This is a genomic window from Streptomyces sp. HSS9-12 (assembly GCF_054963655.1).
In genome coordinates this window covers 34,158-60,090 of the sequence record NZ_JBUEGC010000010.1, presented here as the reverse complement: position 1 = coordinate 60,090, position 25,933 = coordinate 34,158, and the positions used below count along the sequence as shown (strand labels likewise).

General features: G+C 70.0%; 20 protein-coding genes. 9 read left to right on the top strand and 11 right to left on the bottom strand.

Annotated elements, in window-relative coordinates; translation table 11 throughout:
* Positions 1 to 153: 153 nt before the first annotated feature.
* Together ACY34J_RS07685 and ACY34J_RS07680 are read right to left on the bottom strand one after the other, a co-directional pair.
* On the bottom strand, positions 154 to 1,011 hold the full coding sequence (locus ACY34J_RS07685) for an Fpg/Nei family DNA glycosylase (RefSeq protein WP_462725787.1): 858 nt from the start codon (positions 1,009 to 1,011) through the stop codon (positions 154 to 156).
* Between the two features lie 7 nt (positions 1,012 to 1,018).
* Positions 1,019 to 1,510: a ribose-5-phosphate isomerase gene (locus tag ACY34J_RS07680; RefSeq protein WP_462725788.1), complete on the bottom strand. Its 492-nt coding sequence runs from the start codon at positions 1,508 to 1,510 to the stop codon at positions 1,019 to 1,021.
* A gap of 182 nt (positions 1,511 to 1,692) precedes the next feature.
* On the opposite strand from ACY34J_RS07680, the gene ACY34J_RS07675 reads away from it, so the two are divergent.
* Positions 1,693 to 3,147, top strand: a complete 1,455-nt coding sequence (locus ACY34J_RS07675) for an amino acid permease (RefSeq protein WP_462725789.1) — start codon at positions 1,693 to 1,695, stop codon at positions 3,145 to 3,147.
* 363 nt (positions 3,148 to 3,510) lie between these two features.
* Positions 3,511 to 4,929 carry an amino acid permease gene (locus tag ACY34J_RS07670; RefSeq protein ID WP_462725790.1) on the top strand — a complete coding sequence of 473 codons (1,419 nt, stop codon included), beginning with the start codon at positions 3,511 to 3,513 and terminating at the stop codon, positions 4,927 to 4,929.
* A gap of 128 nt (positions 4,930 to 5,057) precedes the next feature.
* On the opposite strand, the gene ACY34J_RS07665 is transcribed toward ACY34J_RS07670, so the two are convergent.
* Positions 5,058 to 5,696 (bottom strand): mycothiol-dependent nitroreductase Rv2466c family protein, encoded by a 639-nt coding sequence (locus tag ACY34J_RS07665; protein ID WP_462725791.1) that lies wholly within the window; start codon positions 5,694 to 5,696, stop codon positions 5,058 to 5,060.
* A 166-nt stretch (positions 5,697 to 5,862) separates the two neighbouring features.
* On the opposite strand from ACY34J_RS07665, the gene pepN (ACY34J_RS07660) reads away from it, so the two are divergent.
* The gene (pepN, locus tag ACY34J_RS07660) at positions 5,863 to 8,628 is read left to right on the top strand and encodes an aminopeptidase N (RefSeq protein WP_462725792.1); all 2,766 of its coding nucleotides are present in this window, start codon (positions 5,863 to 5,865) and stop codon (positions 8,626 to 8,628) included.
* Between the two features lie 313 nt (positions 8,629 to 8,941).
* On the opposite strand, the gene ACY34J_RS07655 is transcribed toward pepN (ACY34J_RS07660), so the two are convergent.
* Together ACY34J_RS07655 and ACY34J_RS07650 are read right to left on the bottom strand one after the other, a co-directional pair.
* The gene (locus ACY34J_RS07655) at positions 8,942 to 9,358 is read right to left on the bottom strand and encodes a VOC family protein (protein ID WP_462725793.1); all 417 of its coding nucleotides are present in this window, start codon (positions 9,356 to 9,358) and stop codon (positions 8,942 to 8,944) included.
* Between the two features lie 10 nt (positions 9,359 to 9,368).
* Positions 9,369 to 9,800 carry a helix-turn-helix transcriptional regulator gene (locus ACY34J_RS07650; protein WP_462725794.1) on the bottom strand — a complete coding sequence of 144 codons (432 nt, stop codon included), beginning with the start codon at positions 9,798 to 9,800 and terminating at the stop codon, positions 9,369 to 9,371.
* Positions 9,801 to 10,110: 310 nt separating this feature from the next.
* Here ACY34J_RS07650 and ACY34J_RS07645 point away from each other — a divergent pair, with 310 nt between their 5' ends.
* Positions 10,111 to 11,166, top strand: coding sequence for a hypothetical protein (locus tag ACY34J_RS07645; protein WP_462725795.1), 1,056 nt, complete (start codon positions 10,111 to 10,113; stop codon positions 11,164 to 11,166).
* Between the two features lie 125 nt (positions 11,167 to 11,291).
* Here the strand turns inward: ACY34J_RS07645 and ACY34J_RS07640 are convergent, their stop codons facing one another.
* From ACY34J_RS07640 to ACY34J_RS07630, 3 genes are all read right to left on the bottom strand, one after another.
* A complete protein-coding gene (locus ACY34J_RS07640) occupies positions 11,292 to 11,465 on the bottom strand; it encodes a hypothetical protein (protein WP_462725796.1) in 174 nt (57 codons plus the stop codon).
* A 113-nt stretch (positions 11,466 to 11,578) separates the two neighbouring features.
* A complete protein-coding gene (locus tag ACY34J_RS07635) occupies positions 11,579 to 13,333 on the bottom strand; it encodes a TIGR03767 family metallophosphoesterase (RefSeq protein ID WP_462725797.1) in 1,755 nt (584 codons plus the stop codon).
* Positions 13,334 to 13,647: 314 nt separating this feature from the next.
* Complete coding sequence (locus ACY34J_RS07630; RefSeq protein ID WP_462725798.1) at positions 13,648 to 14,388, bottom strand: Type 1 glutamine amidotransferase-like domain-containing protein; 741 nt, start codon at positions 14,386 to 14,388, stop codon at positions 13,648 to 13,650.
* Between the two features lie 146 nt (positions 14,389 to 14,534).
* Here ACY34J_RS07630 and ACY34J_RS07625 point away from each other — a divergent pair, with 146 nt between their 5' ends.
* From ACY34J_RS07625 to ACY34J_RS07615, 3 genes are all read left to right on the top strand, one after another.
* The gene (locus ACY34J_RS07625; protein WP_462725799.1) at positions 14,535 to 15,731 is read left to right on the top strand and encodes a helix-turn-helix domain-containing protein; all 1,197 of its coding nucleotides are present in this window, start codon (positions 14,535 to 14,537) and stop codon (positions 15,729 to 15,731) included.
* A 225-nt stretch (positions 15,732 to 15,956) separates the two neighbouring features.
* Entirely contained in the window at positions 15,957 to 16,190 is a 234-nt protein-coding gene (locus ACY34J_RS07620) for a hypothetical protein (RefSeq protein ID WP_462725800.1), read from the top strand.
* A gap of 1 nt (position 16,191) precedes the next feature.
* The gene (locus ACY34J_RS07615) at positions 16,192 to 16,410 is read left to right on the top strand and encodes a hypothetical protein (RefSeq protein ID WP_462725801.1); all 219 of its coding nucleotides are present in this window, start codon (positions 16,192 to 16,194) and stop codon (positions 16,408 to 16,410) included.
* A 52-nt stretch (positions 16,411 to 16,462) separates the two neighbouring features.
* Here the strand turns inward: ACY34J_RS07615 and ACY34J_RS07610 are convergent, their stop codons facing one another.
* Positions 16,463 to 17,035 (bottom strand): GNAT family N-acetyltransferase, encoded by a 573-nt coding sequence (locus ACY34J_RS07610; protein WP_462725802.1) that lies wholly within the window; start codon positions 17,033 to 17,035, stop codon positions 16,463 to 16,465.
* Positions 17,036 to 17,345: 310 nt separating this feature from the next.
* On the opposite strand from ACY34J_RS07610, the gene ACY34J_RS07605 reads away from it, so the two are divergent.
* Positions 17,346 to 20,693 carry a S8 family serine peptidase gene (locus ACY34J_RS07605; RefSeq protein WP_462725803.1) on the top strand — a complete coding sequence of 1,116 codons (3,348 nt, stop codon included), beginning with the start codon at positions 17,346 to 17,348 and terminating at the stop codon, positions 20,691 to 20,693.
* A 127-nt stretch (positions 20,694 to 20,820) separates the two neighbouring features.
* A complete protein-coding gene (gene pepN, locus ACY34J_RS07600; RefSeq protein WP_462725804.1) occupies positions 20,821 to 23,427 on the top strand; it encodes an aminopeptidase N in 2,607 nt (868 codons plus the stop codon).
* A gap of 79 nt (positions 23,428 to 23,506) precedes the next feature.
* Here the strand turns inward: pepN (ACY34J_RS07600) and ACY34J_RS07595 are convergent, their stop codons facing one another.
* Together ACY34J_RS07595 and ACY34J_RS07590 are read right to left on the bottom strand one after the other, a co-directional pair.
* On the bottom strand, positions 23,507 to 24,502 hold the full coding sequence (locus ACY34J_RS07595) for an IPT/TIG domain-containing protein (RefSeq protein ID WP_462725805.1): 996 nt from the start codon (positions 24,500 to 24,502) through the stop codon (positions 23,507 to 23,509).
* 147 nt (positions 24,503 to 24,649) lie between these two features.
* Entirely contained in the window at positions 24,650 to 25,441 is a 792-nt protein-coding gene (locus ACY34J_RS07590) for an IPT/TIG domain-containing protein (protein WP_462725806.1), read from the bottom strand.
* Between the last annotated feature and the right edge of the window lie 492 nt (positions 25,442 to 25,933).

Genomic DNA, 25,933 nt, shown 5'->3' with positions numbered 1-25,933 from the left:
GGGGGGACCCCCGGATGATCCGTTTTCATCGCACATGGTGACGGAATGCGATCGCCTGACCGATGAAGCACCGATACGGACGGGTTTATGGCAAGGGAGTTACGCGTCCTGCGGCCCCCGGCAGACCCCGAACTCCCGAGCGCAGGAGCGTCGCTAGCGCCGCTGGCAGCCCGGGCACCAGAAGAGGTTGCGGGCGGCGAGATCGGCGGTGCGGATCTCGCCGCCGCAGACGTGGCACGCCTGGTGGGCGCGGCGGTAGACGTACACCTCGCCGCCGTGGTCGTCCACGCGCGGCGGCCGGCCCATGGCCTCAGGCGTGTGCTCGGGCCGGACGGTGTCGATCCGGTTGTTCCGTACGCCTTCGCTCATCAGCAGGACCAGGTCGGCCCACATCGCGTCCCACTCGGCGCGCGTCACCTCCCGGCCGGGGCGGTACGGGTCGACGCCGTGCCGGAACAGCACCTCGGCGCGGTAGACGTTGCCGACGCCCGCGATCACCTTCTGGTCCATGAGCAGTGCGGCGATGCTGGTGCGGCTGCGGGAGAGCCGGCGCCAGGCGCGCTCGCCGTCGTGCTCCTGCCGCCGTCGCAAGGCCGCAGGCTGCTCGAAGAGGGGGGACGGAGCGCAGCGGAGGGGGTCCGGGCCGAGCCGGTCGTGTATCGCCTGCTTCTCGGCGTCGGTGATCAGCGCACAGGCGGTGGGCCCGCGCAGATCGGCGTACGCGCCCGTGTTCACCAGCCGCAGCCGTACGGTCTCGGTGGGCGGCGGAGCCGGAGCGTCGCCGAAGCCCAGCTTGCCGAAGAGCCCGAGGTGGACGTGGACCCATCCGGTGGCCCCGAACCCCAGGAAGAGGTGCTTGCCGTGGGCGTCGGCGTGCTCGAGGACCTGGCCGTCGATGAGCGCGGCACCGTCCGCGAACTTCCCCTGCGGGCTGGTGGCACGCACAGGCCGGCCGCCGAACCTCTCGAGGTGGTCGGCGGCCAGCCGGTGGATCGTGTGCCCCTCGGGCATCCGAGGATCAGCCCTCCTGCTGGGGATGGTGGGCCGGGATGGGCGGCAGCTCGCCCGTGGTCTCGTACCGGGTCAGCATCTCGATCCGGCGGGTGTGCCGCTCCTCGTTCGAGTACGGGGTGCCCAGGAAGATCTCGACGAACTTCGTCGCCTCGTCCAGGGAGTGCATCCGGGCGCCGATGCTGACCACGTTGGCGTTGTTGTGCTCACGCCCGAGCGCGGCGGTCTGCTCGCTCCAGGCCAGCGCGGCCCGTACGCCCTTGACCTTGTTGGCGGCGATGGCCTCGCCGTTGCCGGAGCCGCCGATGACGATGCCGAGGCTGTCGGGGTCGGCTGCGGTCTTCTCAGCGGCGCGGAGGCAGAACGGCGGGTAGTCGTCCTGGGCGTCGTAGATGAGGGGACCGCAGTCGACGGGCTCATGGCCGCGGGCTGTGAGCCAGGCGACAAGGTGGTTCTTGAGTTCGAAACCGGCATGATCGGAGCCGAGATACACGCGCATGATCCGAGTGTGGCATGGGCGGTCAGGGCCGGGCGCCGCCGGGGCCGTCGCCCTGTGTCCGGCCGCGGCTTCCTGTGTTTCCCCGGTGTGACGAATGCAACGATCGGGAATCAGGGGTTCCGCATCAGTTTCCCCTTGGTTTGAATGCCAGGGCTGTCCACCGACACTCGTAAGGATTGTGCATGAACGCGCAGCCGACACGCACCAAGGTGGCCCCGCCGCTCAGCGATCCTGAGCAGAAGGGCACCTCCGACGGCCTCAAGGCCGGACTCAAGAACCGCCACCTTTCCATGATCGCAATTGGCGGCGTCATCGGGGCCGGGCTTTTCGTGGGCTCCGGCTCCGGTATCGCTGCCGCCGGCCCGGGCATCCTGCTGTCGTACGCCCTCGTCGGCGCCATGGTCGTCTTCGTGATGCGGATGCTCGGCGAGATGGCCGCGGCCAACCCGACCTCCGGCTCCTTCTCCGCGTACGCGGACCGGGCCCTCGGCCGCTGGGCCGGCTTCTCCATCGGCTGGCTGTACTGGTTCTTCTGGGTCGTGGTGCTCGCGGTCGAGGCCACCGCGGGTGCCAAGATCCTGGAGGGATGGGTTCCCGCCGTACCGCAGTGGGCCTGGGCGCTGATCGTGATGGTCGTGCTGACCGCGACCAACCTGGCCTCGGTCGGCTCCTATGGTGAGTTCGAGTTCTGGTTCGCCGGCATCAAGGTCGTCGCCATCGCCGCGTTCATCGCGGTCGGCGGGCTCGCGGTCTTCGGCGTCCTCCCCGGCTCCGACAGCCACACGGCCGGGCTGGCCAACCTCACCGCGCACGGCGGCTTCCTGCCCAACGGCCCCGGCGCCATCCTCACCGGTGTGCTGATGGTCGTCTTCTCCTTCATGGGCAGCGAGATCGTCACCCTGGCCGCCGGTGAGTCCGAGGACCCGCAGCGCGCGGTCACCAAGGCCACCAACAGCGTGATCTGGCGGATCGCCGTCTTCTACCTGGGCTCGATCTTCGTCGTGGTCAGCCTGCTGCCGTGGAACGACAAGTCGATCGTCAAGAACGGCTCCTACGTGGCCGCGCTCGACTCGATCGGCATCCCGCACGCCGGCCAGGTCATGAACGTCATCGTGCTCACCGCCGTGCTGTCCTGCCTGAACTCCGGCCTCTACACCGCCTCCCGGATGGCCTTCTCGCTCGGCGAGCGCGGTGACGCGCCGAAGTCCTTCGCCCGGACGAACAGCCGCGGCGTCCCGCAGGCGGCGATCCTCGGATCGGTGATCTTCGGCTTCGTCGCCGTGTTCTTCAACTACAAGTGGCCGGACACCGTCTTCGCGTTCCTCCTGAACTCCTCAGGTGCGGTGGCCCTCTTCGTGTGGCTGGTGATCTGTTTCACCCAGCTGCGGATGCGCCGGATCATCCTGCGGGAGAACCCGCAGAAGCTCATCGTGCGGATGTGGCTGTTCCCGTACCTGACCTGGGCGACCATCGCGATGATCTCGTTCGTGCTGGTCTACATGCTGACCGACCCCGCGGGGCGGGAGCAGGTGATCATGTCGGTGCTGGCGGCCGCGCTCGTGCTGGTCATCGCGCTCGTGCGCGACCGGCTGAAGATCGGCGGCGGCGACCGGAAGGACGCCGTCACCGGGTCGTAGGGCACCGTTCGTACGGCGGGGACGGTCGTACGAGCGCCCTGCGCGTCCAGGGGCCGCACCCGTTTCGACGGGTGCGGGCCCTCGCGTCGTGCGAGCGGGCAGGGCCGTCAGCCGCGACGGCCCATGAGCTTCCACGCGGCGGGCAGGGCGCCCATGGCAAGCGCGGACGGCTGACGCTGGGGAGACTGTGGGGTCCCACCAAAGGAGCCCGGCCCCAGTGAGCCGATTCCGGCGACACGACGGCTGCGAAGCGTCACCATGCCGTCCGAATATCGGTCCATCGCGAACCAGGCGTTGTCGTGAGCGGTGCACCCCCGCACACTGGGGCGACCGCTGACCTCTCATTTACTGGACACCTTGCCCATGAACCGGACATCCCTGTCCTCAGCGCCCGCGCGCGAAACCGCCGCCGAGGCGCCCCAGAGCAGCACCCCGCTCTCCCACGGCCTCAAGCAGCGCCATCTGTCGATGATCGCCCTGGGCGGTGTGATCGGCGCCGGCCTGTTCGTCGGCTCCGGCGCCGGTATCGCGGCGGCCGGACCGTCGATCGTCGTCGCGTACGCCATCTCCGGCCTGCTCGTCATGCTGGTGATGCGCATGCTGGGCGAGATGTCGGCCGCCAATCCGGCCTCCGGCTCGTTCTCGGTGCACGCCGAGCGGGCGATCGGCCCCTGGGCGGGCTTCACCACCGGCTGGATGTTCTGGACGCTGCTGTGCGTGGGCGTCGCCGCGGAGGCGATCGGCGCCGCGGGGATCATGACCAGCTGGCTCCCGGGCACCGAGTCCTGGATGTGGGTCCTGCTGTTCATGGCCCTGTTCTGCGGTACGAACCTGGCCGCGGTGAGCAACTTCGGTGAGTTCGAGTTCTGGTTCGCCGCGCTGAAGGTCGTCGCGATCTCGCTGTTCCTGGTCCTGGGCGCCCTGGCCGTCTTCGGCGTGCTGCCCGGCACCCACGCCCCGGGTACGTCACACCTCACCGGTGGCGGCGGCTTCCTGCCCAACGGCGCGAACGGCCTGGTCGTCGGTCTGCTCGCCTCCGTGTTCGCGTACGGCGGCCTGGAGACGGTCACCATCGCGGCCGCCGAGTCCGAGCACCCCGTCCGCGGCGTCGCGAAGGCCGTGCGCACCGCCATGTGGCGCATCGCCGTCTTCTACGTCGGCTCGATGCTGGTGATCGTCACGCTGATCCCGTGGAACGACCCGGCGGTCGTCAAGCACGGTCCGTACGTCGCCGTGCTGGACCGGCTCGGCATCCCGGCCGCGGGCCAGCTGATGAACGTCATCGTGCTGGTCGCCCTGCTGTCCGCGATGAACGCCAACATCTACGGCTCCTCGCGCATGGCCTACTCGCTGATCGCGCGCGGCGAGGGCCCGAAGTTCCTCGGCAAGGTCTCGGGCGGTGTGCCCCGGCTCGCGGTGATCGCCTCCTCGGGCTTCGGCTTCTTCGCGGTGCTGCTCAGCTTCTGGTGGCCGGACACCGTCTTCGCCTGGCTGCTGAACATGGTCGGCGCGGCCGTGCTGGTGGTCTGGGCCTTCATCGCCGTGGCCCAGTTGCGGATGCGGCGGAAGCTGGAGCGCGAGGCACCCGAGAAGCTGGTCGTGAGGATGTGGGCGTTCCCGGCCCTGACCTGGGTGGCCCTGGCCGGCGTGCTGGCGATCCTGGCCCTGATGGCACAGCAGCCCGACACCCGGGTGCAGCTGTACTTCACCGGCGGGATGGCACTGGTGCTCGCGCTCATCGGCTACGTGCGTCAGCGGTTCGTGGCGGCGTCGCGCGACTGAGCCCGCGCGAAAGGATCACAAAGCCCGCGCCCTGCCTGCCCCTTCGGTGAAGGGGCAGGCAGGGCGCGGGCATGTCGGGGGGATTCCGGCGGCCTGCGTTCCTACGCGCGCTGCCGTACCCGGAGCGGTCAGTCGAAGACCGGGCCCTCGGTACGGGTCCGCTTGATCTCGTAGAAGCCGGGCGTGGAAGCGACCATCAGCGTGCCGTCCCACAGCTTGGCGGCGGCCTCACCCTTCGGAGCCGGGGTGACGACCGGGCCGAAGAAGGCGATCCGCTCACCGTCGTGGCCGGGCAGCGCGATCACCGGGGTGCCGACGTCCTGGCCGACCAGCTCGATGCCCTCCTTGTGGGAGGCGCGCAGCTCGGTGTCGTACTCGTTCGAGTCGGCGTAGTCCGCCAGCTCCGCCGGCAGCCCGGCGTCCTCGAGCGCGGCCCGGATCGCCTCGGGGGTGGCGCCCTCGCCGCGGTTGTGGAAGCGGGTGCCCATAGCGGTGTAGAGTCGGCCGAGTACCTCGCTGCCGTGCTTCTGCTCGGCGGCGATGGCCACCCGCACCGGGCCCCAGGCCGTGGTCGCCAGCATCTCGCGGTACTGCTCGGGGAGCTCATCGAGCTTCGGCTCGTTGAGGACCGCCAGGCTCATCACATGCCAGCGCACCTCGACCGGACGTACCTTCTCCACCTCGAGCATCCAGCGCGAGGTCAGCCACGCCCACGGGCAGAGCGGATCGAACCAGAAGTCGACTGGGGTCTTCTCGGGTGCGGTCACGGGATCTCCTACGCACACATCGTGGATTCGTTGAATTGCTGATCTCTCCGGCCAACCTACGCGGCGGCGCTGCCATTCCCGGGAGCCCGCCGTCACAGCTCCGTGACACTATGGCGAGCGTTCGGATGGTGAGAAAAGGACGAGCTGACGCGCAAAGGAGCCGTTCGTGACCGGTGAGAACCTGACCCGTGACGAGGCCCGCGAGCGGGCCGCGCTGCTGTCCGTGGACGGGTACGAGGTGGCGCTGGACGTGCGCTCGGCGGTCGACCCCGGTGGCGACGAGGACCAGCCGCGCACCTTCCGGTCGACGACGACGATCCGCTTCCGCTGTGCCGAGCCGGGTGCCGCGACCTTCGTCGACCTGGTCGCCCCGGCCGTCACCTCGGTGACGCTCAACGGGCGGGAGTTGGACCCGGCGGCGGTCTTCGACGGGACGCGGATCGTGCTCGGCGGGCTGCGGGCGGAGAACGTCCTGACGGTGGACGCGCAGTGCGCCTACAGCCGGACCGGCGAGGGCCTGCACCGGTTCGAAGACCCGGAGGACGGCGAGGTCTACCTGTACACGCAGTACGAGCCGGCGGACGCCCGCCGCGTCTTCGCGAACTTCGAGCAGCCGGACCTCAAGGCGCCTTATCGCTTCTCGGTGACCGCCCCCGCGGACTGGACGGTGCTGAGCAACAGCGCGCGGGAGGGTGAGCCGGAGCCGACCGGGGTGGGCGCGGCGACCTGGCGGTTCGTACCGACGAAGCCGATCTCGACGTACATCACGGCGATCGTCGCCGGTCCCTACCACTATGTGACCGACCACTACAGCCGTACGCTTCCGGACAATTCCGTCCTGGAGATCCCGCTCGGGGCGCTGTGCCGCCGGTCGCTCGCCAAGCACTTCGACGCGGACGACATCTTCACCGTCACCAAGCAGGGCCTGGACTTCTTCCACGACCACTTCGACTACCCGTATCCGTGGGGCAAGTACGACCAGGCGTTCGTGCCGGAGTACAACATCGGCGCCATGGAGAACCCGGGCTGCGTCACCTTCCGGGAGGAGTTCATCTTCCGCGGCAAGGTCACCCAGGCCTCGTACGAGCACCGGGCGAACGTCATCCTGCACGAGATGGCGCACATGTGGTTCGGCGATCTGGTGACCATGGAGTGGTGGGACGACCTGTGGCTCAAGGAGTCCTTCGCCGACTTCATGGGCGCGTTCTCGCTGGTGGAGGCCACCCGGTTCACCGACGGCTGGATCACCTTCGCCAACCGCCGCAAGGCCTGGGCGTACCGGGCCGACCAGCTGCCGTCCACCCACCCGGTCACGGCCGACATCCGTGACCTGGAGGACGCCAAGCTCAACTTCGACGGCATCACCTACGCCAAGGGTGCGTCGGTGCTCAAGCAGCTGGTCGCGTACGTCGGGCGGGAGGCGTTCCTGGAGGGCGCCCGGCGCTACTTCAAGCGGCACGCGTACGGGAACACGCGGCTGGACGACCTGCTGTCGGTGCTCGCCGAAACCTCGGGCCGGGACATGGCCGCCTGGTCCCGGTCGTGGCTCCAGACCGCCGGCGTCAACGCGCTGACGCCGCAGGCCACGTACGACGCGAGCGACCGGATCACCGAGCTGGCGGTCTTCCAGGAGGCCTCGGCACCGCTGACCGAGCCGGCCGCCGGCCTGGACATGGCCCAGCTGCGGCCGCACCGGGTCGCGGTCGGGCTCTACCGGCGGCAGGAGGGAGACGGCGCACGCGAGCGAGCCGAAGGGCGGGCCGGCGTCGAAAGCGACGAGACCAAGCGAGGAACGAGCGCAGTGTCGAGGAGCGTCGACGCCGGGTCACAGCGCCCGGAGGCGAGCGACCGGACAAAGCTGCTGCGGTACGCCCGCGCGGAGGTGGACGTCTCCGGGCCGCGGACGGTGGTGAGCGAGCTGGCCGGGGCCGAGCGGCCCGATCTGATCCTGGTCAACGACGAGGACCTGACGTACTGCAAGATCCGCTTCGACGAGCGGTCCCTGGACACCCTGCGCGGATCCCTCGGCGAGATCGCCGACCCACTGGCCCGGGCGCTGAGCTGGTCGGCGCTGTGGAACCTCACCCGGGACGCGCTGATGCCGGCCCGCGACTTCCTCGATCTGGTGCTGCGGTTCGCGGGGCGGGAGAGCGACATCGGCGTTCTGCAGACGCTGCACACCTGGGCGCAGTCGGCGCTGGTCCACTACGCGGCGCCCGAGTGGCGGGAACAGGGCGGCCAGGCGCTCGCAGAGGGAGCGCTGCAGCAACTGGGGCTGGCCGAGCCGGGCAGCGGCCACCAGCTGGCGTGGGCACGGTTCTTCGCCCAGGTGGCGAGCCGCCCGGCTGATCTGCAGCTGCTGGAGGGGCTGTTGGCGGGCACGGCGAAGATCGACGGGCTGGATGTCGACCAGGAGCTGCGCTGGACGTTCCTGGAGCCGCTCGCCTCGCACGGCATCGCCGACGAGGGGCGGCTCGCGGCCGAGCTGGCCCGCGACGACACCGCCTCCGGCAAGCGGCACCAGGTGCGGTGCCTGGCCGCGCAGCCGTCCGCCGAGGTCAAGGCGCGGGCCTGGGCGGATGTGGTGGAGTCCGACAAGCTGTCCAACGCGCTGGTGGAGGCGACCATCGCGGGCCTGGACCAGCCGGGTCAGCGGGAGCTGCTCGCCCCGTACGCGCCGAAGTACTTCGCGGCGATCGAGCGGGTGTGGCGGGAGCGGTCGATCGAGATCGCGATGGCGATCGTGCGCGGTCTGTTCCCGGCGCTGCAGAGCAACCAGGAGACGCTGGAGGCGACCGATGCGTGGCTGGCCGCGCATGCGGAGGCGCCGCCCGCGCTGCGGCGGCTGGTGCTGGAGGCCCGGGACGACCTCGCCCGGGCGCTCCGTGCCCAGGCGTGCGATGCGGGGGCCGCCTCCGGCGGCTCCCGCTGACGGCCAGGGGCCGTGGCCTGAGCGCCGGCACGACTCCGGCGGCGCGATTCCCCGGCCCAGGGGCCGCCCCCGTCGGGCCCCGCAAACGGCCGGAGGCCGTGGCCTGAGCCCGGCACGAATCCGGCGACACGTCTCCCCGGCGCAGGGGCGCTTTTGAGGCGTCGCCTCTCGGCCGCGGGGTGGGGCCGCCGGACTTTCCCGGCGCTTCGCGCCGGAGTTTTCCCCGCCCACCCGCGCCAAAATCAGGGCGTGGGCGGGCAAGCCCCGCGCCGCGGGCGCGCGGGGCAGGGCGGGCGCGCCCGGGGCACGAAGCTCACTTGGCGCGCGGCTGGGTGAAGCGCAGCAGGTTGCCGGAAGGGTCACGGAAGGCGCAGTCGCGGACGCCGTACGGCTGGTCGATCGGCTCCTGCACCACCTCACCACCCGCCGCAAGGATACGTTCGAAGGTCGCGTCGCAGTCGCCGGTCGTGAAGATGACGGCGCGCAGCAGGCCCTTGGCCATCAGCTCCGCCATCGCCTGCTTGTCGGCCGGCGAGGCGTTCGGGTCCGCCAAGGGCGGTTCGAGGACGATGTCCACATCCGGCTGGGACGGTGACCCCACGGTCACCCAGCGCATCCCCTCGAACTCGACGTCATTGCGCACCTCGAGGCCGAGAACGTCGCGGTAGAAGCCGAGCGCCTTGTCATGGTCGTCAACGGCGATGAAGCACGTAGAAAGCTTGATGTCCATGCTCATCACGCTACGGCTGAGCCGCGGGCTTCGCTTCTCCATTCCTGACCGGTCTCCTGACCGGCCGCGTCATGATCTTGGCGATGCACGCGGGGATGGCGGCGCCGTGGTCGTGGCGGCGGGCCCGGTAGGCGCTCGGGCTCTCGCCGACCAGCTCAGTGAACCGCGAGCTGAAGGACCCCAGCGAGGTACACCCGACCGCGAAACAGACCTCCGTCACCGACAGGTCACCCCGCCGCAGCAGCGCCTTCGCGCGCTCCATCCGACGGGTCATCAGGTAGCTGTACGGCGTCTCGCCGAAGGCGGCGCGGAAGCTGCGGGAGAAGTGGCCCGGCGACATGAGGGCGACGCGCGCCATCGCGGGCACATCGAGCGGCCGCGCGTAGTCGCGGTCCATCACGTCACGGGCCCGGCGCAGCCGGACCAGGTCCTGCGGTGTCACACGCCCAGCATCCCACGGGCACGGGGTCGCCCGCGGCGGGCAGCACCGATTCTCCAGGTCGCGGTCGGCGGCGGGGCCGACGGCCCACCCGGGGAGGGTGCGCAGCGTCGCGTCCGGACAACGGCGCTCGGGAAACGCCCGCGCCGCCGGCACCGCGAACGGCACACCGTCACACCCCGCTTGGACCCACGTTCGGCGGAGTCCTGATCGGCATTCGAACTCCCGTACTTTAGTACGGCGTTGTCCTGGTTTGTCGACAGGCGTGTAACAGCCGTTAGGAGTCGGTCCGGGGGCGGGAATCGCTGGGGGCATGAACCACAACACCCCGCTCTCCCCCCGCCCCCTCAGCCACCTCTCCGAGGCCCAGCCCCGCGTGCTCACCATCAACCAGCTGCGGCAGCACGGCGTCACCACGGCTGCCGCGGCCGAGCGCTGCCAGTCCGGCGGCCCCTGGCAGCAGCTGCTCCCCGGCGTCTATCTGCTGCACCCAGGGCCGCCGACCAGCGAGGAGCGGCTGCACGCGGCGCTGCTGTACGCGGGGCGTCCCACGCTGGGGCGCAAGGGTGTGCCGGAGCAGCTGGCGAAGGGATGCGCCGCAGCCAAGGCCAAGGCCGGGCCCTTCGGCGACGCGATGATCACCGGGCTGGCGGCGCTGGCCCTGCACGGCTTCGCTTCCGCTCCCCCGCTGACCTCCCTCGTCCACATCGATGTGCTCGTCCCCCGGACCCGCCGCCTCCGCTCCACCGGCCTGGCGCACATCGTCCGCTCCCAGGTGCAGCCGAAGCCGCTGCAGGTCACCGGCCTGCCGGTGGCCCCCGTGCCGCGCGCCCTGGCCGACGCCGTCGCCGGCCTCTCCGACGCCTCGGCCGTACGCGGCCTGCTCACCGAGGCCGTGCGCGGCGGTCACTGCGAACCGGCGGCTGTCGTCCGGGAGTTGAGCCGCTCCCGGCTGCTGGGCCGGCCGCATGTCGTCGACGCGGTGGACACCCTGCTGGCCGAGGGCCGGGCGCTCGCGGAGGGCCGGCTGTACGACATGGTGCGCGTCTGCGACCTGCCCGACCCGCTGTGGAACGTCGACCTGCGGCTGCCGGGAGGCCCGCATCTGGGCGGGGTCGACGCCTACTGGCCGGACCACGCCGTCGCCCTGGAGATCGACGCCCGCTCGCCGCGACAGGACGAGAACACAGCGTGGTCCGAGGGCGCCCGCAAGCGCGAGGCCCTGGAGCGGCTGGGCATCACCGTTGTGCACACCACCCCCAAGAAGCTGAGGGAGGCGCTGGAGCAGCAGGCCACCGTGGTCCGTACGGCCCTGACGGCCGCGGCCGACCGGGAGCCGGCCGCGTATGTGGTCATCCTCCCCCGGTGAGCCCCGGTGGCCCGCCGCCCCAGCTGATCTCAGTGATGTCGCCGCATCGAAGCGACTGTTCCGGCCGCAGGCCTTCCGCATCACCGCCGCCGCACTCATCGTGTCCGTGCTTCCGGTTCAAGGCGTCACCAGGCTTCGGACAGCACCGGACTCTCGGCCCCCGGCCTCTCGTTCCGCGCACTCTCCGCGCGAGCCTTCCCGCAGAACTCGGCCTCCAGCAGTGTCTGGCTGTCGCCGGCCCAGTCGGCGTTGAAGCTGACGGCAGCGGAGTGGCGGCCGTTCCGCGTGGCACCCGCCATGGAACCCGAACCGTGCCACGCTTCCGTACAACGACGTCGAGGCGGTGACGTCGCGCAGTGTGGCGCGGTGGCCACCCGGCGCCGGACTTCCGGTCACCGACGGCGGCTTGAACCTACGGGCGCTTCAGCAGCAGCTCCGTGTTCCGGTCGGTCGGGTCGCCTGCGAGGGTGGTCCGGCTGCCCGGAGCGTTGAAGGACAGCTCGCGGTAGAGCGCGGCGAGCCCGGTGTTGGAGAGGTCGGCGAAGTCCGTACGGTGCGGGGCGGCGGACTCCACCAGCGTGGTGAACAGCGACAGGGTGCCGTCACCGTTGTCCACCAGCTCGATGATGCGCGCCAGCTGCGGGAAGTCGACGTGCGAGGCGGTGGAGATCTCCCAGAAGGTGCCGTGCGGGGTGATGTGGTTCTTGTGGCTGTGGCCGTTGATCCACGCCAGCACATTGGGGTACCGCTTGAGGGCGGCCACCAGCTCATCGCCGCCGTGCCGCTGCTCGTGCGGGCGTTCCGGGTCCGGCCGCAGATTGCGCATCGTCGCGCTGGTGTGGTGGCTGAAGACCAGCACATGGTCGTCCCGGTGCGCGGCCAGGGTGCGCTTGAGCCAGCGCAGCTGGGCGGAACCGATCGAGCCTTCGTAATGTCCGCCGGAGTTGGTGGTGTCGAGGCTGATGCCCAGCACGCCGTCGGCGATGCGGAAGGAGTAGTACAGCCGGTTCGCCGCGAGGTTGGCGGCGGTGTAGCCGTGGCCGACGGGCCCGGCACCCGCGTACGCCGGGTCGAGGTGCGCCTCCAGGTATTCGTGGGGCGTGAAGGGGGCGCGGTGCGGGTCGGGGGTGACCGTGCGCATGGAGCGGGTACGGGTGCGCAGCAGCTCCGCGTAGTGCTTGCCGTACGGGTCCATGCCCTTCTTCACCGCGTCCCACAGCGCGGCGGCCTCGGCGGCCGGAATGGATTCGAGCTTGCGGCCGCCGACGGCGAACTCGGCGAAGAAGGCCTGGCCGGGCGCGTAGCAGCCGCCGGGCAGGCCGTCGTGGTTGCCGACGGTGGAGTACCACGGCATGCGCAGACCGGGGCTCTCGACGCTGCGGATCGCCGCGTCCAGGTAGCCGTGGATGTGCGGAAACCCGAGCCGCTTGTCCTGGTCGCGCACTGGGTTATCCGGCTGCCAGTAGAGCTTCAGACCGCTGTTCTGCACGCCCTCGTAGTGCCGAGGGTCGCCGGTGTTGGGCGTGACCCGGCCGCCGCTCATGACGGTGAGGAACCACTCCAGCTCCGACTTCGAGTTGTTGTCGGTGTTGTCGCCGGTGGTCATGACGAAGGAGAGGGGGGCACCGGTGGCGGGGCCACCGTGCAGCCCGTTGATCCGCTCGACGAGCGAGACCGCGCCGGCCACGGACAGCGCCTCCTGCGGGCGGAAGGCGCTCAGCAGCTCCGGGCGCAGGAACTCGCTGCGCAGCGGGTGCTGCACATCGACGATGTGGAGGTCGGTGAACTGCACGAACGAGGCGAGGGCGGTACGGCGGTCCGCGCGGCCGGGCTTGGCGGCGGCCAGATCGGCCCGTACGACGCGGCGCCAGGCGGGACCGTCGTCAAGGCGCCGGTAGCCGCCGGAACCGCGCGGGGTGGCCACCGTCTCCAGCGTGGTGCCGACCTTCGACGGCACGGCGGGGGCGACGGGCGCGACCGGCGCTCCGGGCGCGTCGCGTACGGCCGGCCGCGCCGCGGCCCGGCTCGTCGCGGGCGGGGTCGCCTCGGCCGAACTTCCGCCGGGCCCGAGAGCTGCTCCGAGCCCGACGGAGGCACCGAGGGCGCCCGCGGCGGCGATCAGGGTGCGGCGGTCGAAGGCGGAGACGACGGACCTGGTCCGGGACATGCGCGATCTCCCCGAGTGCGGTGGGGCGGGGAACTTTCCCGCTCACTCGGATGGTTGGCACCGGGGATGGCCTGAGTTTGAACGCCACCGGAACGAGCGGCACCGATCACGGGACGTGGATCACCAGGTCTGATGGGCGCCATCCGCCCCTTGCGTCGGGGAGAGACCGCGCTCACCGCGTGTTCATATACGGGGGTAGGCGGGGGGTTCGCGTACGGCGCGGAACACCGCACGGCGGTCAGCTCGCCGGCACCTCCCGGGCGTCCGCGTCACCTTCAGCGGGCACGGCTGTCACCGATGGCGCCCTGCGGGGTCTACCGCCGTGACGGCGGTAGCCGGCGCGGTTCAATGCGTTCCTCGACAGCCGAGTCCCCCTCGCGCGCGACGACATAGGCGCCCTTCCCTGTCGACTCCGTGACGGCTTCGACGAACTCGGTTCCGCGGTAGACCAGACCCACCCCGTCGTCAGTGCAGTGCGTGACGGGCAGGGTGCCATCGGCGACGAGCCGGTGCACCAGAGGACGGCGTCCCTTGTCGCTGTCGTAGTGGACGCCGTTGCCGTAAGGCAGGAAACCGAGTGCGTTGGTGAGCGGCCGCAGTTCGGGGCCGAAGGAGTCGGTGGTGCCGCCCTGGAACCAGCAGATCGACCCTGCGCTGACCCCGCTGAGCACGACACCGGCTTCCCAGGCCCGGCGGAATATGGCGTCAAGCCCGTGGACGCGCCACACGGCCAGCAGGTTCGCGACCGAACCGCCCATGACCCAGACGGCGTCCTGATCGAGGACGGCGCCTTCCAGGTCCTCAAGGTTCGGCATGGGGAACAGGTGCAGTGGCGTCAGGTGGAACCCGGCGACCCGAGCGGCCTCGGTCATGCGTGCCGTGAAGTGCTCGGCGTCGCCGATCGCCGTACCGACGTACATCACCCGGGGTCGGCGTCCGTGGACTCCGGACAGATCGACAGCGTGGTGCACGAGAGCATCGAAGGCCACCATGGTTCGGTCTCCGACGCGGTGGCCACCGGAGGTGGCGAGGATGGTGGGTTCTGACGCGGGCATGGCTCGTGAGCCTACCGAGCCACTCGCGCACATCGCGGCGCAGGCGCCCACCGCGCATCGACCTGGACGCTGATCGCCAAGGAATGCCGTGCCGCTGGTCCAGGCCACAGGTACCGTTTTGGTGTCGGTGCAGAACGGAGACCAGAATGTCGCCGCACATTGACGAGCACACAGGCACACGCATCGCGCGGTACCGCAAGCAGCGTGGCCTCACCCAACAAGGGCTCGCCATGAAAGCCCACATCTCCAAGTCACTGCTCTCAAAGGTCGAATGCGGCCAGAAGCCCGCCTCCCCCTCCCTCGTCGCCGCATGCGCCCGGTCGCTTGGTGTCACCCCTTCCGAACTCCTGGGACAGCCCTATATCAACGAGCTCCGCCGTGACCGGATGGACGACTTGATCCAGCCGATCCGTATCGGCATGGAGAATTGGGACGTACCCCATGACTGGGATGTGCAACCGCGGCCTGTCGCCCTTATCCGGGCCGACGTCCAGCAGGCCCTCCTCCAGCGCCGCCAAGCCGACTACATGCCGATGGCCCGAGATTTGCCAGCCCTGATCGACGAGTGCGTGCACGCCATCCACACCACCTCGGGCGAGGAACAGAGGGCGGCACACGAGTGCCTGGCCGGGGCGTTCCGTTGCGTGTTCACCCTGGCATGGGGCTTCGGATACCTCGACCTCGCCACCGTCGCCCTGGACCGCATCGCGATGACTGCACCGCGCGCTGACGAGCCCGGCCTGGCCGCGATCCACGCATACTTGCGCGCCCAGACGGTTCTATCGTCAGGCCGGTACGAGATCGGGTTGCGTGTGATCGACCGGGCGCTAAGCGACCTCGAGGGCCAGGACGCCCGGCGTCCAGCGGGCATCGACGCGCTGCGCGGCAGCCTGCACCTGCGGGCCGCAGTGATTGCCGGACGGGCGAAGGACAGCGACCACGCTGACGCGCGACTGGCGGAGGCCCGTGCCATCGCCGAGGAGACGGGTGAGCTGCCGAACTACGGCCTTACCTGGGGAATGCTGAACGTCGGCGTGCATGCAGTGGCGATCGCGTCGGAGCTGGACGACTACGGACGTGCGATCGAGCTTGCGGAAGCCGTGCGGCTACCACGCGGCTGGTCCCGCTCACGGGCCGGGCACCACTGGATGGATCTCGGCAGGGCACACATGTGGGCGGGCAGCCGTGGAGAAGCGCTTGTGTGTCTCCAACGGGCTCGTCGGATCGCCCCGCAGCAGACGCGCTATCACCCGACGGTGCGGGAGACCGTACTGGCCCTCAAGCACCGGGAACGCGTCCGTAGCGGAGTGCTCTCCGAGTACGCGGAATGGGTCGGCGTGTAGCACCGTGCCCGGCGCGGGAGTTGCACTCTTCGGTGCAACTCTCAGTCGTCGTACAGCGGCAGGCTGTGATGGTCAAAGCACCCCCGCGACCGGGCGAACGGTCCGGGGGCATGGCCAACGCTTGCTAGGAGCGTCGACTTGCCGCGCTGTACCGCCCGCTGCCTCGAATGGGTGAGGGCCTTCCTTGGCCTTCGTATTCCCGCACGCCACCGCACACTCCAGGGGATGCCCGAATCCCGTGTGGCTCGCAGAATCGTCGTGCGGGCCTGGAACCCACCGCAGCTGCCCCGAACTTGGCGCAGGCCGGTCGAGCAGCCGGTCGACGGTGACGCCACCGTCATGGTCCGTCCGTACCTCGTCGCGCACGAGCAGCAGGAGCGGCGATACGCCCTGCTGCTGGCGACCATGGGCATCGACGCTCCAGGCCCGTACTGGATCCACGGCGTGGAGGTGGCCTGAGATGACCGCCGCCAACGAGCCCACGCCCATCCGCATGTGCGCCCGCTGCCAGCGGATGGTCGATACGCCCGTCCTGGTACGCATGGTGCACAGCAACAGCGGCCCCGGTTGGAACGTCTACGCCTGCCCAGCCTGCGCCCCGTACTTCCCACCGGCGCCGGACCCGCTCGAGGTGATCGAGGCCGCGCAACGGCGTCGTCGCGGGGAGGCGGGCCGGTGAGCGACAGCAACGAGTGGCCGGAGGCCGGGCAGTCGCGGATGACCCTGCGGGTCTATAAGGCGACTCGCAACGGGATCGTCGTGGAGGAGCGAGCCGAGGTCCACATCATGGCCGGCGACAAGACCGACGTCCACGTGCTCGCCCAGCCGTGGCCACCGTGCCAGTGCCCCCGCCACCGCGCCATGTCGTAAGGAGGCTTCGGAGGTCCAATCGACCAGAGCCCGTGACGGCGCTCTCGGGCGATGGCCAACGCGGGTGGAACAAATGCCAGTTGCATGACCAGACGCATGCCTTCGGTCATGTATCCGTGGCCAGTAGTGGACGCGTAGGCGGTATAACCCAAAGTTCCGCTCTGGATCGTGCCCCGGACGATGTTGTTGATGTTGATGCCTCCGACAATCGCGCCGGTCTCCCGCAAGCAGATGACGAAGCCCTCGTGGATGGGCTGCCGGAACCGCGTGAGGTAGCTCTCGAAGCCTTCGGGGGTGTTGTCTCGGTCCGGCAGCCATGGACGGTGCATCTCGTCACTCTCCCGAGCCAGGGCCGTCAGTTCCTCGTAGTCCTGGCGGCAGACGCGGCGAATGGCCACGCGCGGCCCCTGCGCAAGGTAGGCCGTGGAAGGCATTCGCGGGATCGTACGCGGCGCCTGGCATGAAGGGCACGGCGCGTGCCGTGGCGCCGGGCGGTGGGCGGTGGGCACACTCCATGCAGGCAGCGGCGGCTCCGTGGCCATCACACCGGCCGCCCCGCCGGCGGGCGTCAGGCCGTGCCTCCGGCTTGGCCTGATTCGCGTCGATTGCCCTGCCTGGCAGGTGGCGGAAATACGCCAAGACGCCACTCCTTCTCGGGCAACTCTCCCCAAACCCATGCCACTTACACAACAGTGAGCGGTCATCCGGTTCCGTATTCCGGACCCTTTCGAATCAGGGATGACCATGTCTTCATCTTCGATACCCGAGGCATCTGCCTCCGGGCCGAGACGCGCGGTCCGTATCGCGGTCGCGGCCGGCCTGGTGGCCGCACTCGCCGCGGCCGGACCCGTACCCTCACTCGCCGCTGACGGGGACACCGGCCCGGCACCGGTCAAGTCGGCTGGGAACAAGCTCGGTTCGACCGATGCCGAGCTGCTCGCCCAGGCCAAGGCCGAGGGCGACAAGAACATCACCATGATGATCGCCACCGCGCCCGGCGCGACCGAGCAGGTCGCCGACCAGCTGGACGCGGTCAAGGGCGCCTCCGTCGGCCGTACGTACGACAAGCTCGGTTACGTCCGCGCCACCGTGCCGACCGCCAAGGCCGAAGGCGCCATCGCACAGGCGCAGAAGCTCTCCTCCGTCCACGGCATCGACCTCAAGCAGGAGATCCAGCTGCCGGACCCGACGCCGAAGGCCGACCGGGCCAAGGGCGCCAGGACGGCCGCGAAAAAGGGCGCGGCGTCAGCCCCTCCAGCGGAGCCGAAGCTTGCATCGGGCTACCCCGCCCCCGGCAAGGACACCCCGGCCAAGAACCCGTACCAGCCCGCCTTCGAGACGGGCGCCGTCGACTTCGTGCGCCAGCATCCGAAGGCCGACGGCCGCGGGGTGACCATCGGCATCCTGGACTCCGGTGTCGACCTCGGCCACCCCGCACTGCAGAAGACCACCACCGGCGAGCGCAAGATCGTCGACTGGGTGACGGCCACCGACCCGATCGTGGACGCGGACGCCACCTGGCGGCCGATGGTCACCTCGGTATCCGGGCCCACCTTCACCTTCGGCGGCCGTACCTGGACCGCGCCCGCCGGCTCGTACCAGGTCAGCCGGTTCTCCGAGGCCGCGACCACCGGTGGCGACATGGCCGGTGACCTCAACCGGGACGGCGACACCACCGACCGCTGGGGTGTGCTGTACGACCCGGCCGCCGGCACCGTCCGCGTCGACCTCGACGACAACGGCGACTTCACCGACGACGAGCCCATGAAGCCGTACAAGGACGGCTTCCAGACCGGGTACTTCGGCAAGGACAACCCGGACACGGCGATCTCCGAGCGGATCCCCTTCGTGGTGCAGATCCGCAAGGACGTGCCGATGGACCCGTACGGCGGCGACTGGGTCGGGAAGAAGGCCGACTTCGTCAACATCGGCGTCATCGAGTCCGAGCACGGCACCCACGTCGCGGGCATCACCGCCGCCAACAGCCTGTTCGGCGGGAAGATGAACGGCGCCGCGCCCGGCGCGAAGATCGTCTCCTCCCGCGCCTGCACCTGGTCCGGCGGCTGCACCAACATCGCGCTCACCGAGGGCATGATCGATCTCGTCGTCAACCGCGGCGTCGACATCGTCAACATGTCCATCGGCGGTCTGCCCCCGCTCAACGACGGCAACAACGCCCGCTCCGAGCTGTACACACGCCTGATCGACACCTACGGCGTGCAGCTCGTCATCTCCGCCGGCAACAGCGGCCCCGGCGCCAACACCATCGGCGACCCGAGCCTCGCCGACAAGGTGATCAGCGTCGGTGCCTCGGTGTCCAAGGAGACCTGGGCCGCCAACTACGGCTCGCAGGTCAAGAAGAAGTACGCCATGTTCCCCTTCTCCTCCCGCGGCCCGCGCGAGGACGGCGGCTTCACCCCGACCATCTCGGCACCCGGCGCGTCCATCAACACCATCCAGACCTGGCTGCCGGGCGCCCCGGTCGCCGAGGCGGGCTACCAGCTGCCGCCCGGCTACGGCATGCTGCAGGGCACCTCGATGGCCTCCCCGCAGGCTGCCGGCGCCTCCGCGCTGCTGCTGTCCGCCGCCAAGCAGAAGCACATCGAGCTGTCCCCGGCGACGCTGCGGACCGCGCTGACCGGCACCGCCAAGCGCATCCCGGGCTTCCAGGCGTACGAGCAGGGCAGCGGCCTGATCAACATCCTGGGCGCGTGGGACGCGATCCGCGCCGGTGCGACCTCCCATGAGTACACGGTCAAGGCGCCGGTGAAGACCGCGCTGTCCGGCTACCTCAAGACGCCGGGCTACGGCACCGGCATCTACGACCGCGAGGGCGGCCTGAAGACGGGCCAGTCCAGGGCGTACGACGTCACGGTCACCCGTACCACCGGCCCCGACCGCCCGGTCCGCCACCAGCTGCGGTGGCGGAACAACGACGGCACGTTCCGGCTGGCCAGCTATGACGAGATCAGCTTGCCGCTGAACAAGCCGGTGACCGTGCGGGTCGTCGCCAAGCCCACGACCGCCGGCTTCCACAGCGCGGTCCTGACCCTCGACGATCAGGACACCACGGGCATCGACAAGCAGATCCTGGCGAGCGTCACGGTCTCCAAGCCGGCCGCCAAGCCGTCGTACGGGGTCAAGCAGTCCGGCACGGTGCAGCGCAACAGCACCGAGTCGTACTTCGTGACCGTGCCGGAGGGCGCGAAGTCCCTCGAGGTCGCGATGAGCGGCCTCGCGAGCGGCAGCCAGACCCGGTTCATCGCGATCAACCCGTACGGCGTGCCGGTCGATCCGACCTCGACGCCGAACTGCTACCCGAACTATCCGAACCCGGCCAACACCTGCCGCCCCGACCTGCGGTCATACGCGGACCCGCTGCCGGGCGTGTGGGAGATCGAGGTCGAGTCGCGGCGCACCTCGCCGCTGCTGGACAACCCGTTCACCGTCACCGCGACGGCGCTCGGCACCATCTTCGAGCCGGCCGTGCAGACCGTGCCGGAGGCCAAGGTCGGCACCCCGGCGCAGGTCGAGTGGAAGGCCACCAACGGCTTCGCCGCCATCGAGGGCAAGCTCAAGGGCGGCCCCCTGGGATCGGCCAAGTCGGCCCGTCCGTCCATCAAGGACGGCGAGTCGCAGACGACGACGGTCACGGTCGGCGAGGGCGTCTCGCGCCTCGACGTCGTCATCGGTTCGCCGACCGACACCGGCGCCGACCTGGATCTGACGGTCTCGCTCGACGGCGAGGTCGTCGGCCAGTCGGCGGACGGCGACTCGGAGGAGGCCGTCAGCCTGGCCAATCCCAAGGCCGGTACGTACACCATCACGGTGGACGGCTACTCGGTGCCCGCCGGCTCGACCGAGTACGACTACCGGGACGTCTACTTCGCCCCCTCGCTCGGCGAGGTCAAGGTGGACGAGTCAGCGACCGTGAAGCTGGCCAACGGCGGCTCGGCGCAGATCCCGGCCCAGGTCGTGGTCGGCGGCGAGGCCCCCGCGGGACGTGAGTTCTTCGGCACGGTCAGCCTGCTGAACGCGGCCGGCACGGTCACGGGCAGCGGCAGCGTCCGCATCGAGAAGGTCACCCCGTAAAACAGTTCGTACGACACCGGTGGGGCGGGATGCGCTGACAGCATCCTGCCCCACCCCATTTCGGGCGGACGGCAAGGCGGCCACGTGGAAGGATGGTCGCAACGTACGGACGAAGGAGAGGGACCTGGTGCCTGGCACGAATCTGACCCGCGAGGAAGCGCAGGAGCGGGCGCGCCTGCTGACCGTCGACTCCTACGAGATCGATCTCGACCTGAGCGGCGCGCAGCTGGGCCCCTCCTCGCCGAAGGCGGGCGAGGAGGGAGGCACCTTCCGCTCTGTGACCACGGTGCGCTTCCACTCCGCCGAGGCGGATGCGTCATCCTTTATCGACCTGATCGCTCCGACGGTGCACGAGGTGGTGCTCAACGGCTCCGCCCTGGACCCCGACGAGGTCTTCAAGGACTCGCGGATCGCGCTGGAACCCCTGGCGGCGGGGCCGAACGAGCTGAGGGTCGTCGCGGACTGCGCGTACACCAACACCGGCGAGGGGCTGCACCGGTTCGTCGACCCGGTGGACCAGCAGGCTTATCTCTACACCCAGTTCGAGGTGCCGGATGCCCGCCGGGTGTATGCCAGCTTCGAGCAGCCGGACCTGAAGGCGACCTTCCAGTTCACCGTGAAGGCCCCCGAGGGCTGGACGGTCATCTCCAACTCCCCCACGCCCGAGCCCAAGGACAACGTCTGGCGCTTCGAGCCGACGCCGCGCCTGTCCACCTACGTCACCGCGCTGATCGTCGGCCCGTACCACAGCGTGCACAGCAGCTGGGAGAAGGACGGCCGGTCCGTACCGCTGGGCATCTACTGCCGCCCGTCGCTCGCCCAGTACCTCGACGCAGACGCGATCTTCGAGGTGACGCGGCAGGGCTTCGACTGGTTCGAGGAGAAGTTCGACTACCCCTATCCGTTCGCGAAGTACGACCAGCTGTTCGTGCCGGAGTTCAACGCGGGGGCGATGGAGAACGCGGCCGCGGTGACCATCCGCGACCAGTACGTCTTCCGCTCGAAGGTGACGGATGCGGCGTACGAGACCCGGGCCGAGACCATCCTCCACGAGCTGGCCCATATGTGGTTCGGCGACCTGGTGACCATGGAGTGGTGGAACGACCTGTGGCTGAACGAGTCGTTCGCCACCTACACCTCGATCGCCTGCCAGGCGTACGCGCCGGGCAGCAAGTGGCCGCACGCGTGGACCACCTTCGCCAATTCCATGAAGACCTGGGCCTACCGGCAGGACCAGCTGCCGTCCACCCACCCGATCATGGCCGAGATCCGGGACCTGGACGATGTCCTGGTCAACTTCGACGGCATCACGTACGCCAAGGGCGCGTCCGTGCTCAAGCAGCTCGTCGCCTATGTGGGCATGAACGAGTTCTTCCGCGGCGTCCAGGGGTACTTCCGGCGCCACGCGTACGGCAACACCCGGCTGACCGACCTGCTCGACGCGCTGGAGGAGACCTCCGGGCGCGATCTGAAGACCTGGTCGAAGAAGTGGCTGGAGACCGCGGGGATCAACATCCTGCGGCCGGAGGTCGCCACGGACGACGACGACCTGATCACGTCCTTCGCCGTACGGCAGGAGGCGCCGCCGCTGCCGCCCGGTGCCAAGGGCGAGTCGGTTCTGCGTCCGCACCGGATCGCCATCGGCTTCTACGACCTGCGGGACGGCAAGCTGGTCCGTACGCACCGGGTCGAGCTGGACGTCGACGGCGAGCTGACCGACGTCACGGAGCTGACCGAGCGGCCGCGCCCGGCGGTCATCCTGCTCAACGACGACGATCTGACCTACGCCAAGGTCCGGCTCGACCCCGAGTCCCTGGCGGTCGTCACCCGGCACCTGGGCGACTTCGAGGACTCCCTCCCCCGGGCGCTGTGCTGGGCCTCGGCCTGGGACATGACCCGCGACGGCGAGCTGGCCACCCGCGACTACCTCGACCTGGTGCTGTCCAACATCGACAAGGAGTCGGACATCGGCGTGGTCCAGTCGCTGCACCGTCAGGTGAAGCTGGCCCTGGAGCTGTACGCGGCCCCCGAATGGCGCGAGACCGGTCTGGCGAAGTGGACGCAGGCGGCGCTGGAGCACCTGCGGGCGGCGGACCCGGGCAGCGACCACCAGCTGGCGTGGGCGCGGGCGTTCGCGGCCACGGCCCGTACGGACGAGCAGCTCGACTTGCTGGCCGGGCTGCTGGACGGGACGGAGACGATCGACGGGCTGGTCGTCGACACCGAGCTGCGCTGGGCGCTGCTGGAGCGGCTGGCGGCGACCGGCCGCGCGGACGAGGACGCGATCGCGGCGGAGCTGGAGCGGGACCGGACCGCGGCGGGTGAGCGGCACGCCGCGACAGCGCGCGCCGCGCGGCCGACTCCGGAGGCGAAGGCCGAGGCGTGGGCGTCGGTCGTGGAGTCGGACAAGCTCCCGAACGCCGTGCAGGAGGCGGTCATCGCCGGCTTCGTCCAGCCCGACCAGCGCGAGCTGCTCGCCCCGTACACCGCGAAGTACTTCGACGCGGTGAAGGAGGTGTGGAACACGCGCAGTTACGAGATGGCGCAGCAGATCGCGGTCGGCCTCTACCCGACGCTGCAGGTCTCGCAGGAGACCCTGGACGCGACGGACGCCTGGCTGTCCTCCGCCGAGCCGAACCACGCCCTGCGGCGCCTGGTCACCGAGGCGCGGGCGGGTGTGGAGCGCGCGCTGAAGGCCCAGGCCGCGGACGCGGCGGCGGGCCAGAAGGGCTGACGGGCGGGCTGCCCCGTCCTGCGCGTGGCGCCGGCGCCGTAAGGGCGGCGTCGGCGCCGTGCGCGATGGTTCATCCCCGCTACTCGTACAGGTAGGTGCCGCTGTTGCTGGTGCCACCCGGGGTGTGGACGACGACGCTGACGCTGCCGGGAGGGCCGCCGGGAGCTGTGGCGACAACTTGCGTGTCGGAGACGGTGGTGAATGCCGCCGGAGTGCCACCGATGCTGACGTCGTCGGTGTAGGTGAGGTTGCTGCCGGTGATGGTGACGGTGTTACCGCCCGTGGCCGGCCCTCCGATCGGGCTCAGAGTGTCGATGTGCGGTGGCGCGAGGTAGGTGTAGTAGACATCGCCCATCCCGGCCGGGCTGGTGCCGCCCGGCGTGGTGACGGTGACGGTGGCCGTTCCGGTCCTGCTGGGTGCCTGGGCGGTGATCTGGCTGTCGGACAGGACCGTGACGTTGCCGGCGGTGCTGGATCCGAAGCGGACCGCACTGGTGAGGGTCAGATTGCTGCCGACGATGGTGACGGTGTTCCCGCCGGCGGTCGGCCCCTTGGACGGATCGAGGCCGGTGACCGTCGGCGCGGGGATGTAGTAGTACGGCTGCGAAGTGCTGGTGCCGCCCGATGTGGTGACCGAGACGTCAACGGGCGCCGCTGGCGCGGCGGGAGCCGTGACGGTCAGCTGTGTGCCGGTGTTGCTGACGATGGTGGCGGCATGGCTGCCGAACAGCACCGAGGTGGCACCCGAGAGACCGCTGCCGGTGATCACGATGGTGTTGCCCCCGGCGGTGGGGCCCTGATTCGGGCTGATCGTGCTGACCACCGGAGCGGTGACATAGGTGTACGTCACCCCGTTGCTGATTCCCCCCGGCGCGGTGACGGTGACCATGACCGCCCCCGATCCCGCCGGAGCGGTGGCGCTGATCTGGGTGTTACTGATCACCGTGAACGATGCCGGGGCCGTCCCGAACTTCACCGACGTGGCACCGGTGAAACTGCTTCCAGTGATCGTGACCGCTGTCCCCCCGGCAGTGGGGCCCTGATTCGGGCTGAGACTGCTGATGACAGGGGCCATGGCGTACTCCTTCTCGCGCGGCGGTGGGGGGTGCTGTGCCCTGGCGGCGAACCGCGGCCAGGGCACAGCGCCATGCACCCTTGTGACTGCTCGGGGCAGGCCGCCCTCAAGGCGAGCGGCCGGCGGCCCCGGGCCCCGGGCGATGGCTCAGGCGGCGGTGAAGATGTCCGCGGCGACCGCCGGGCTGGTGCCACCGGGGGTGACGACCTGGATGTCGTAGGTCGCGGCGGCGGTGAGACCGGCGGGGACGGTGGCGATGAGCTGGGTCGCGGAAACGGAGGAGAAGCCGCTCGCCGAGACCGCGGCGCCTCCGCCGGTCGGGGTGAAGGTCACGTCGACGACGTCGAGGAAGCAGGTGCCGGTGACGGTGACGCTCGTATCGGCCGGTCCCGTGGTCGGGTTGATGCCGGTGACGGCCGGTGCGTCGTAGTACGTGAACTGGGCGAAGGCGCCGTTCAGCGCGCTCGTGCCACCAGGAGTGGTGACGGTGACGTCGATGGTGTCGGTGCAGCCGGTGAAGGCCCCGTGCGCGGGCGGAGTGACGGTGATCTGGGTGTCGTTGACCACGGTCAGGCCCCCGCCGGCGCCGAGAGCCCCGAAGGTCACCGCGGAGGCGTTGAGAAAGCCGCTGCCGAGGAGGTTGATGGCGCCGGGGCTCGCGGGCCCGGTGTTCGTGCTCAGCGCCGACACGAAGGGGGTCGCGGCGTAGAAGAACGCCACGGAGTTGCTGCTGGTGGTTCCCGCGCTCAGGTTGACGTTGTACTGCCCGGCACACAGCGCCGGGATGGTGCACGTGACCAGGGTGCTGGTGACACTGGCGGGGGTGACCGACTTGCTCCCGAAGTTCACCTTGGTGGTGCCCGACAGGCTGGTGCCGTTGATGCTGAGGGTGATTCCTTTGTGGCTGGGACTGGGAGTGAGGGAGGTGATGGTTGCCATGATGGGCCTCCTTCGCTGTTTGGTGATGGGCTTGCGCGGCAGGCGTGGATGCCGGGGGCAGCGCCAACGGCGGGGCGCTGGCGCGCGGTTGTCCGACGCGTTCCGGTCCGAGGCGGCCGGCGCCGGTTCCGACCTGATACGGGTGTCAGTGCCGTTGACGCCCTGCTCGGCCATGGCGAACTGACGTTCCCGGTGGCGGCCAGACGCTCCAGAGGGCATAGACGACCGGCGCCGGTGGTCTGAGTCGCCAACCCGGTCATGGTGACCGCCGAAAAGCGTGGGGGCCCGCAGCCTCAACCGGCCACGAGGTCACCCCAAGTCGTGGGGGCCTGGTGAGGGTAGGTCGTTGAGTTGAGCCGTCATTGTCAGCCGGCCCACCATGACCTTCCTGGGCCCAGTGCCCCGCCCTGACATCGCAGGAACGAGGTACTGGGCAAGTCGGCCGGCAGGATCTCCAGAAAGAGATGGGCGGCAATTTTGCCTGGCATTATC

Bases quoted from the DNA above. Each gene is read 5' to 3' on its own strand.
- ACY34J_RS07590 (WP_462725806.1), bottom strand. From the start codon at position 25,441: ATGGCAACCATCACCTCCCTCACTCCCAGTCCCAGCCACAAAGGAATC.
- ACY34J_RS07655 (WP_462725793.1), bottom strand. From the start codon at position 9,358: ATGGACATCAAGCTTTCTACGTGCTTCATCGCCGTTGACGACCATGAC.
- ACY34J_RS07595 (WP_462725805.1), bottom strand. From the start codon at position 24,502: ATGGCCCCTGTCATCAGCAGTCTCAGCCCGAATCAGGGCCCCACTGCC.
- ACY34J_RS07625 (WP_462725799.1), top strand. From the start codon at position 14,535: ATGTCGCCGCACATTGACGAGCACACAGGCACACGCATCGCGCGGTAC.
- ACY34J_RS07675 (WP_462725789.1), top strand. From the start codon at position 1,693: ATGAACGCGCAGCCGACACGCACCAAGGTGGCCCCGCCGCTCAGCGAT.
- ACY34J_RS07635 (WP_462725797.1), bottom strand. From the start codon at position 13,333: ATGTCCCGGACCAGGTCCGTCGTCTCCGCCTTCGACCGCCGCACCCTG.
- ACY34J_RS07630 (WP_462725798.1), bottom strand. From the start codon at position 14,388: ATGCCCGCGTCAGAACCCACCATCCTCGCCACCTCCGGTGGCCACCGC.
- ACY34J_RS07620 (WP_462725800.1), top strand. From the start codon at position 15,957: ATGCCCGAATCCCGTGTGGCTCGCAGAATCGTCGTGCGGGCCTGGAAC.
- ACY34J_RS07680 (WP_462725788.1), bottom strand. From the start codon at position 1,510: ATGCGCGTGTATCTCGGCTCCGATCATGCCGGTTTCGAACTCAAGAAC.
- ACY34J_RS07670 (WP_462725790.1), top strand. From the start codon at position 3,511: ATGAACCGGACATCCCTGTCCTCAGCGCCCGCGCGCGAAACCGCCGCC.
- ACY34J_RS07645 (WP_462725795.1), top strand. From the start codon at position 10,111: ATGAACCACAACACCCCGCTCTCCCCCCGCCCCCTCAGCCACCTCTCC.
- ACY34J_RS07610 (WP_462725802.1), bottom strand. From the start codon at position 17,035: ATGCCTTCCACGGCCTACCTTGCGCAGGGGCCGCGCGTGGCCATTCGC.
- ACY34J_RS07640 (WP_462725796.1), bottom strand. From the start codon at position 11,465: ATGGCGGGTGCCACGCGGAACGGCCGCCACTCCGCTGCCGTCAGCTTC.
- ACY34J_RS07615 (WP_462725801.1), top strand. From the start codon at position 16,192: ATGACCGCCGCCAACGAGCCCACGCCCATCCGCATGTGCGCCCGCTGC.
- ACY34J_RS07605 (WP_462725803.1), top strand. From the start codon at position 17,346: ATGTCTTCATCTTCGATACCCGAGGCATCTGCCTCCGGGCCGAGACGC.
- ACY34J_RS07685 (WP_462725787.1), bottom strand. From the start codon at position 1,011: ATGCCCGAGGGGCACACGATCCACCGGCTGGCCGCCGACCACCTCGAG.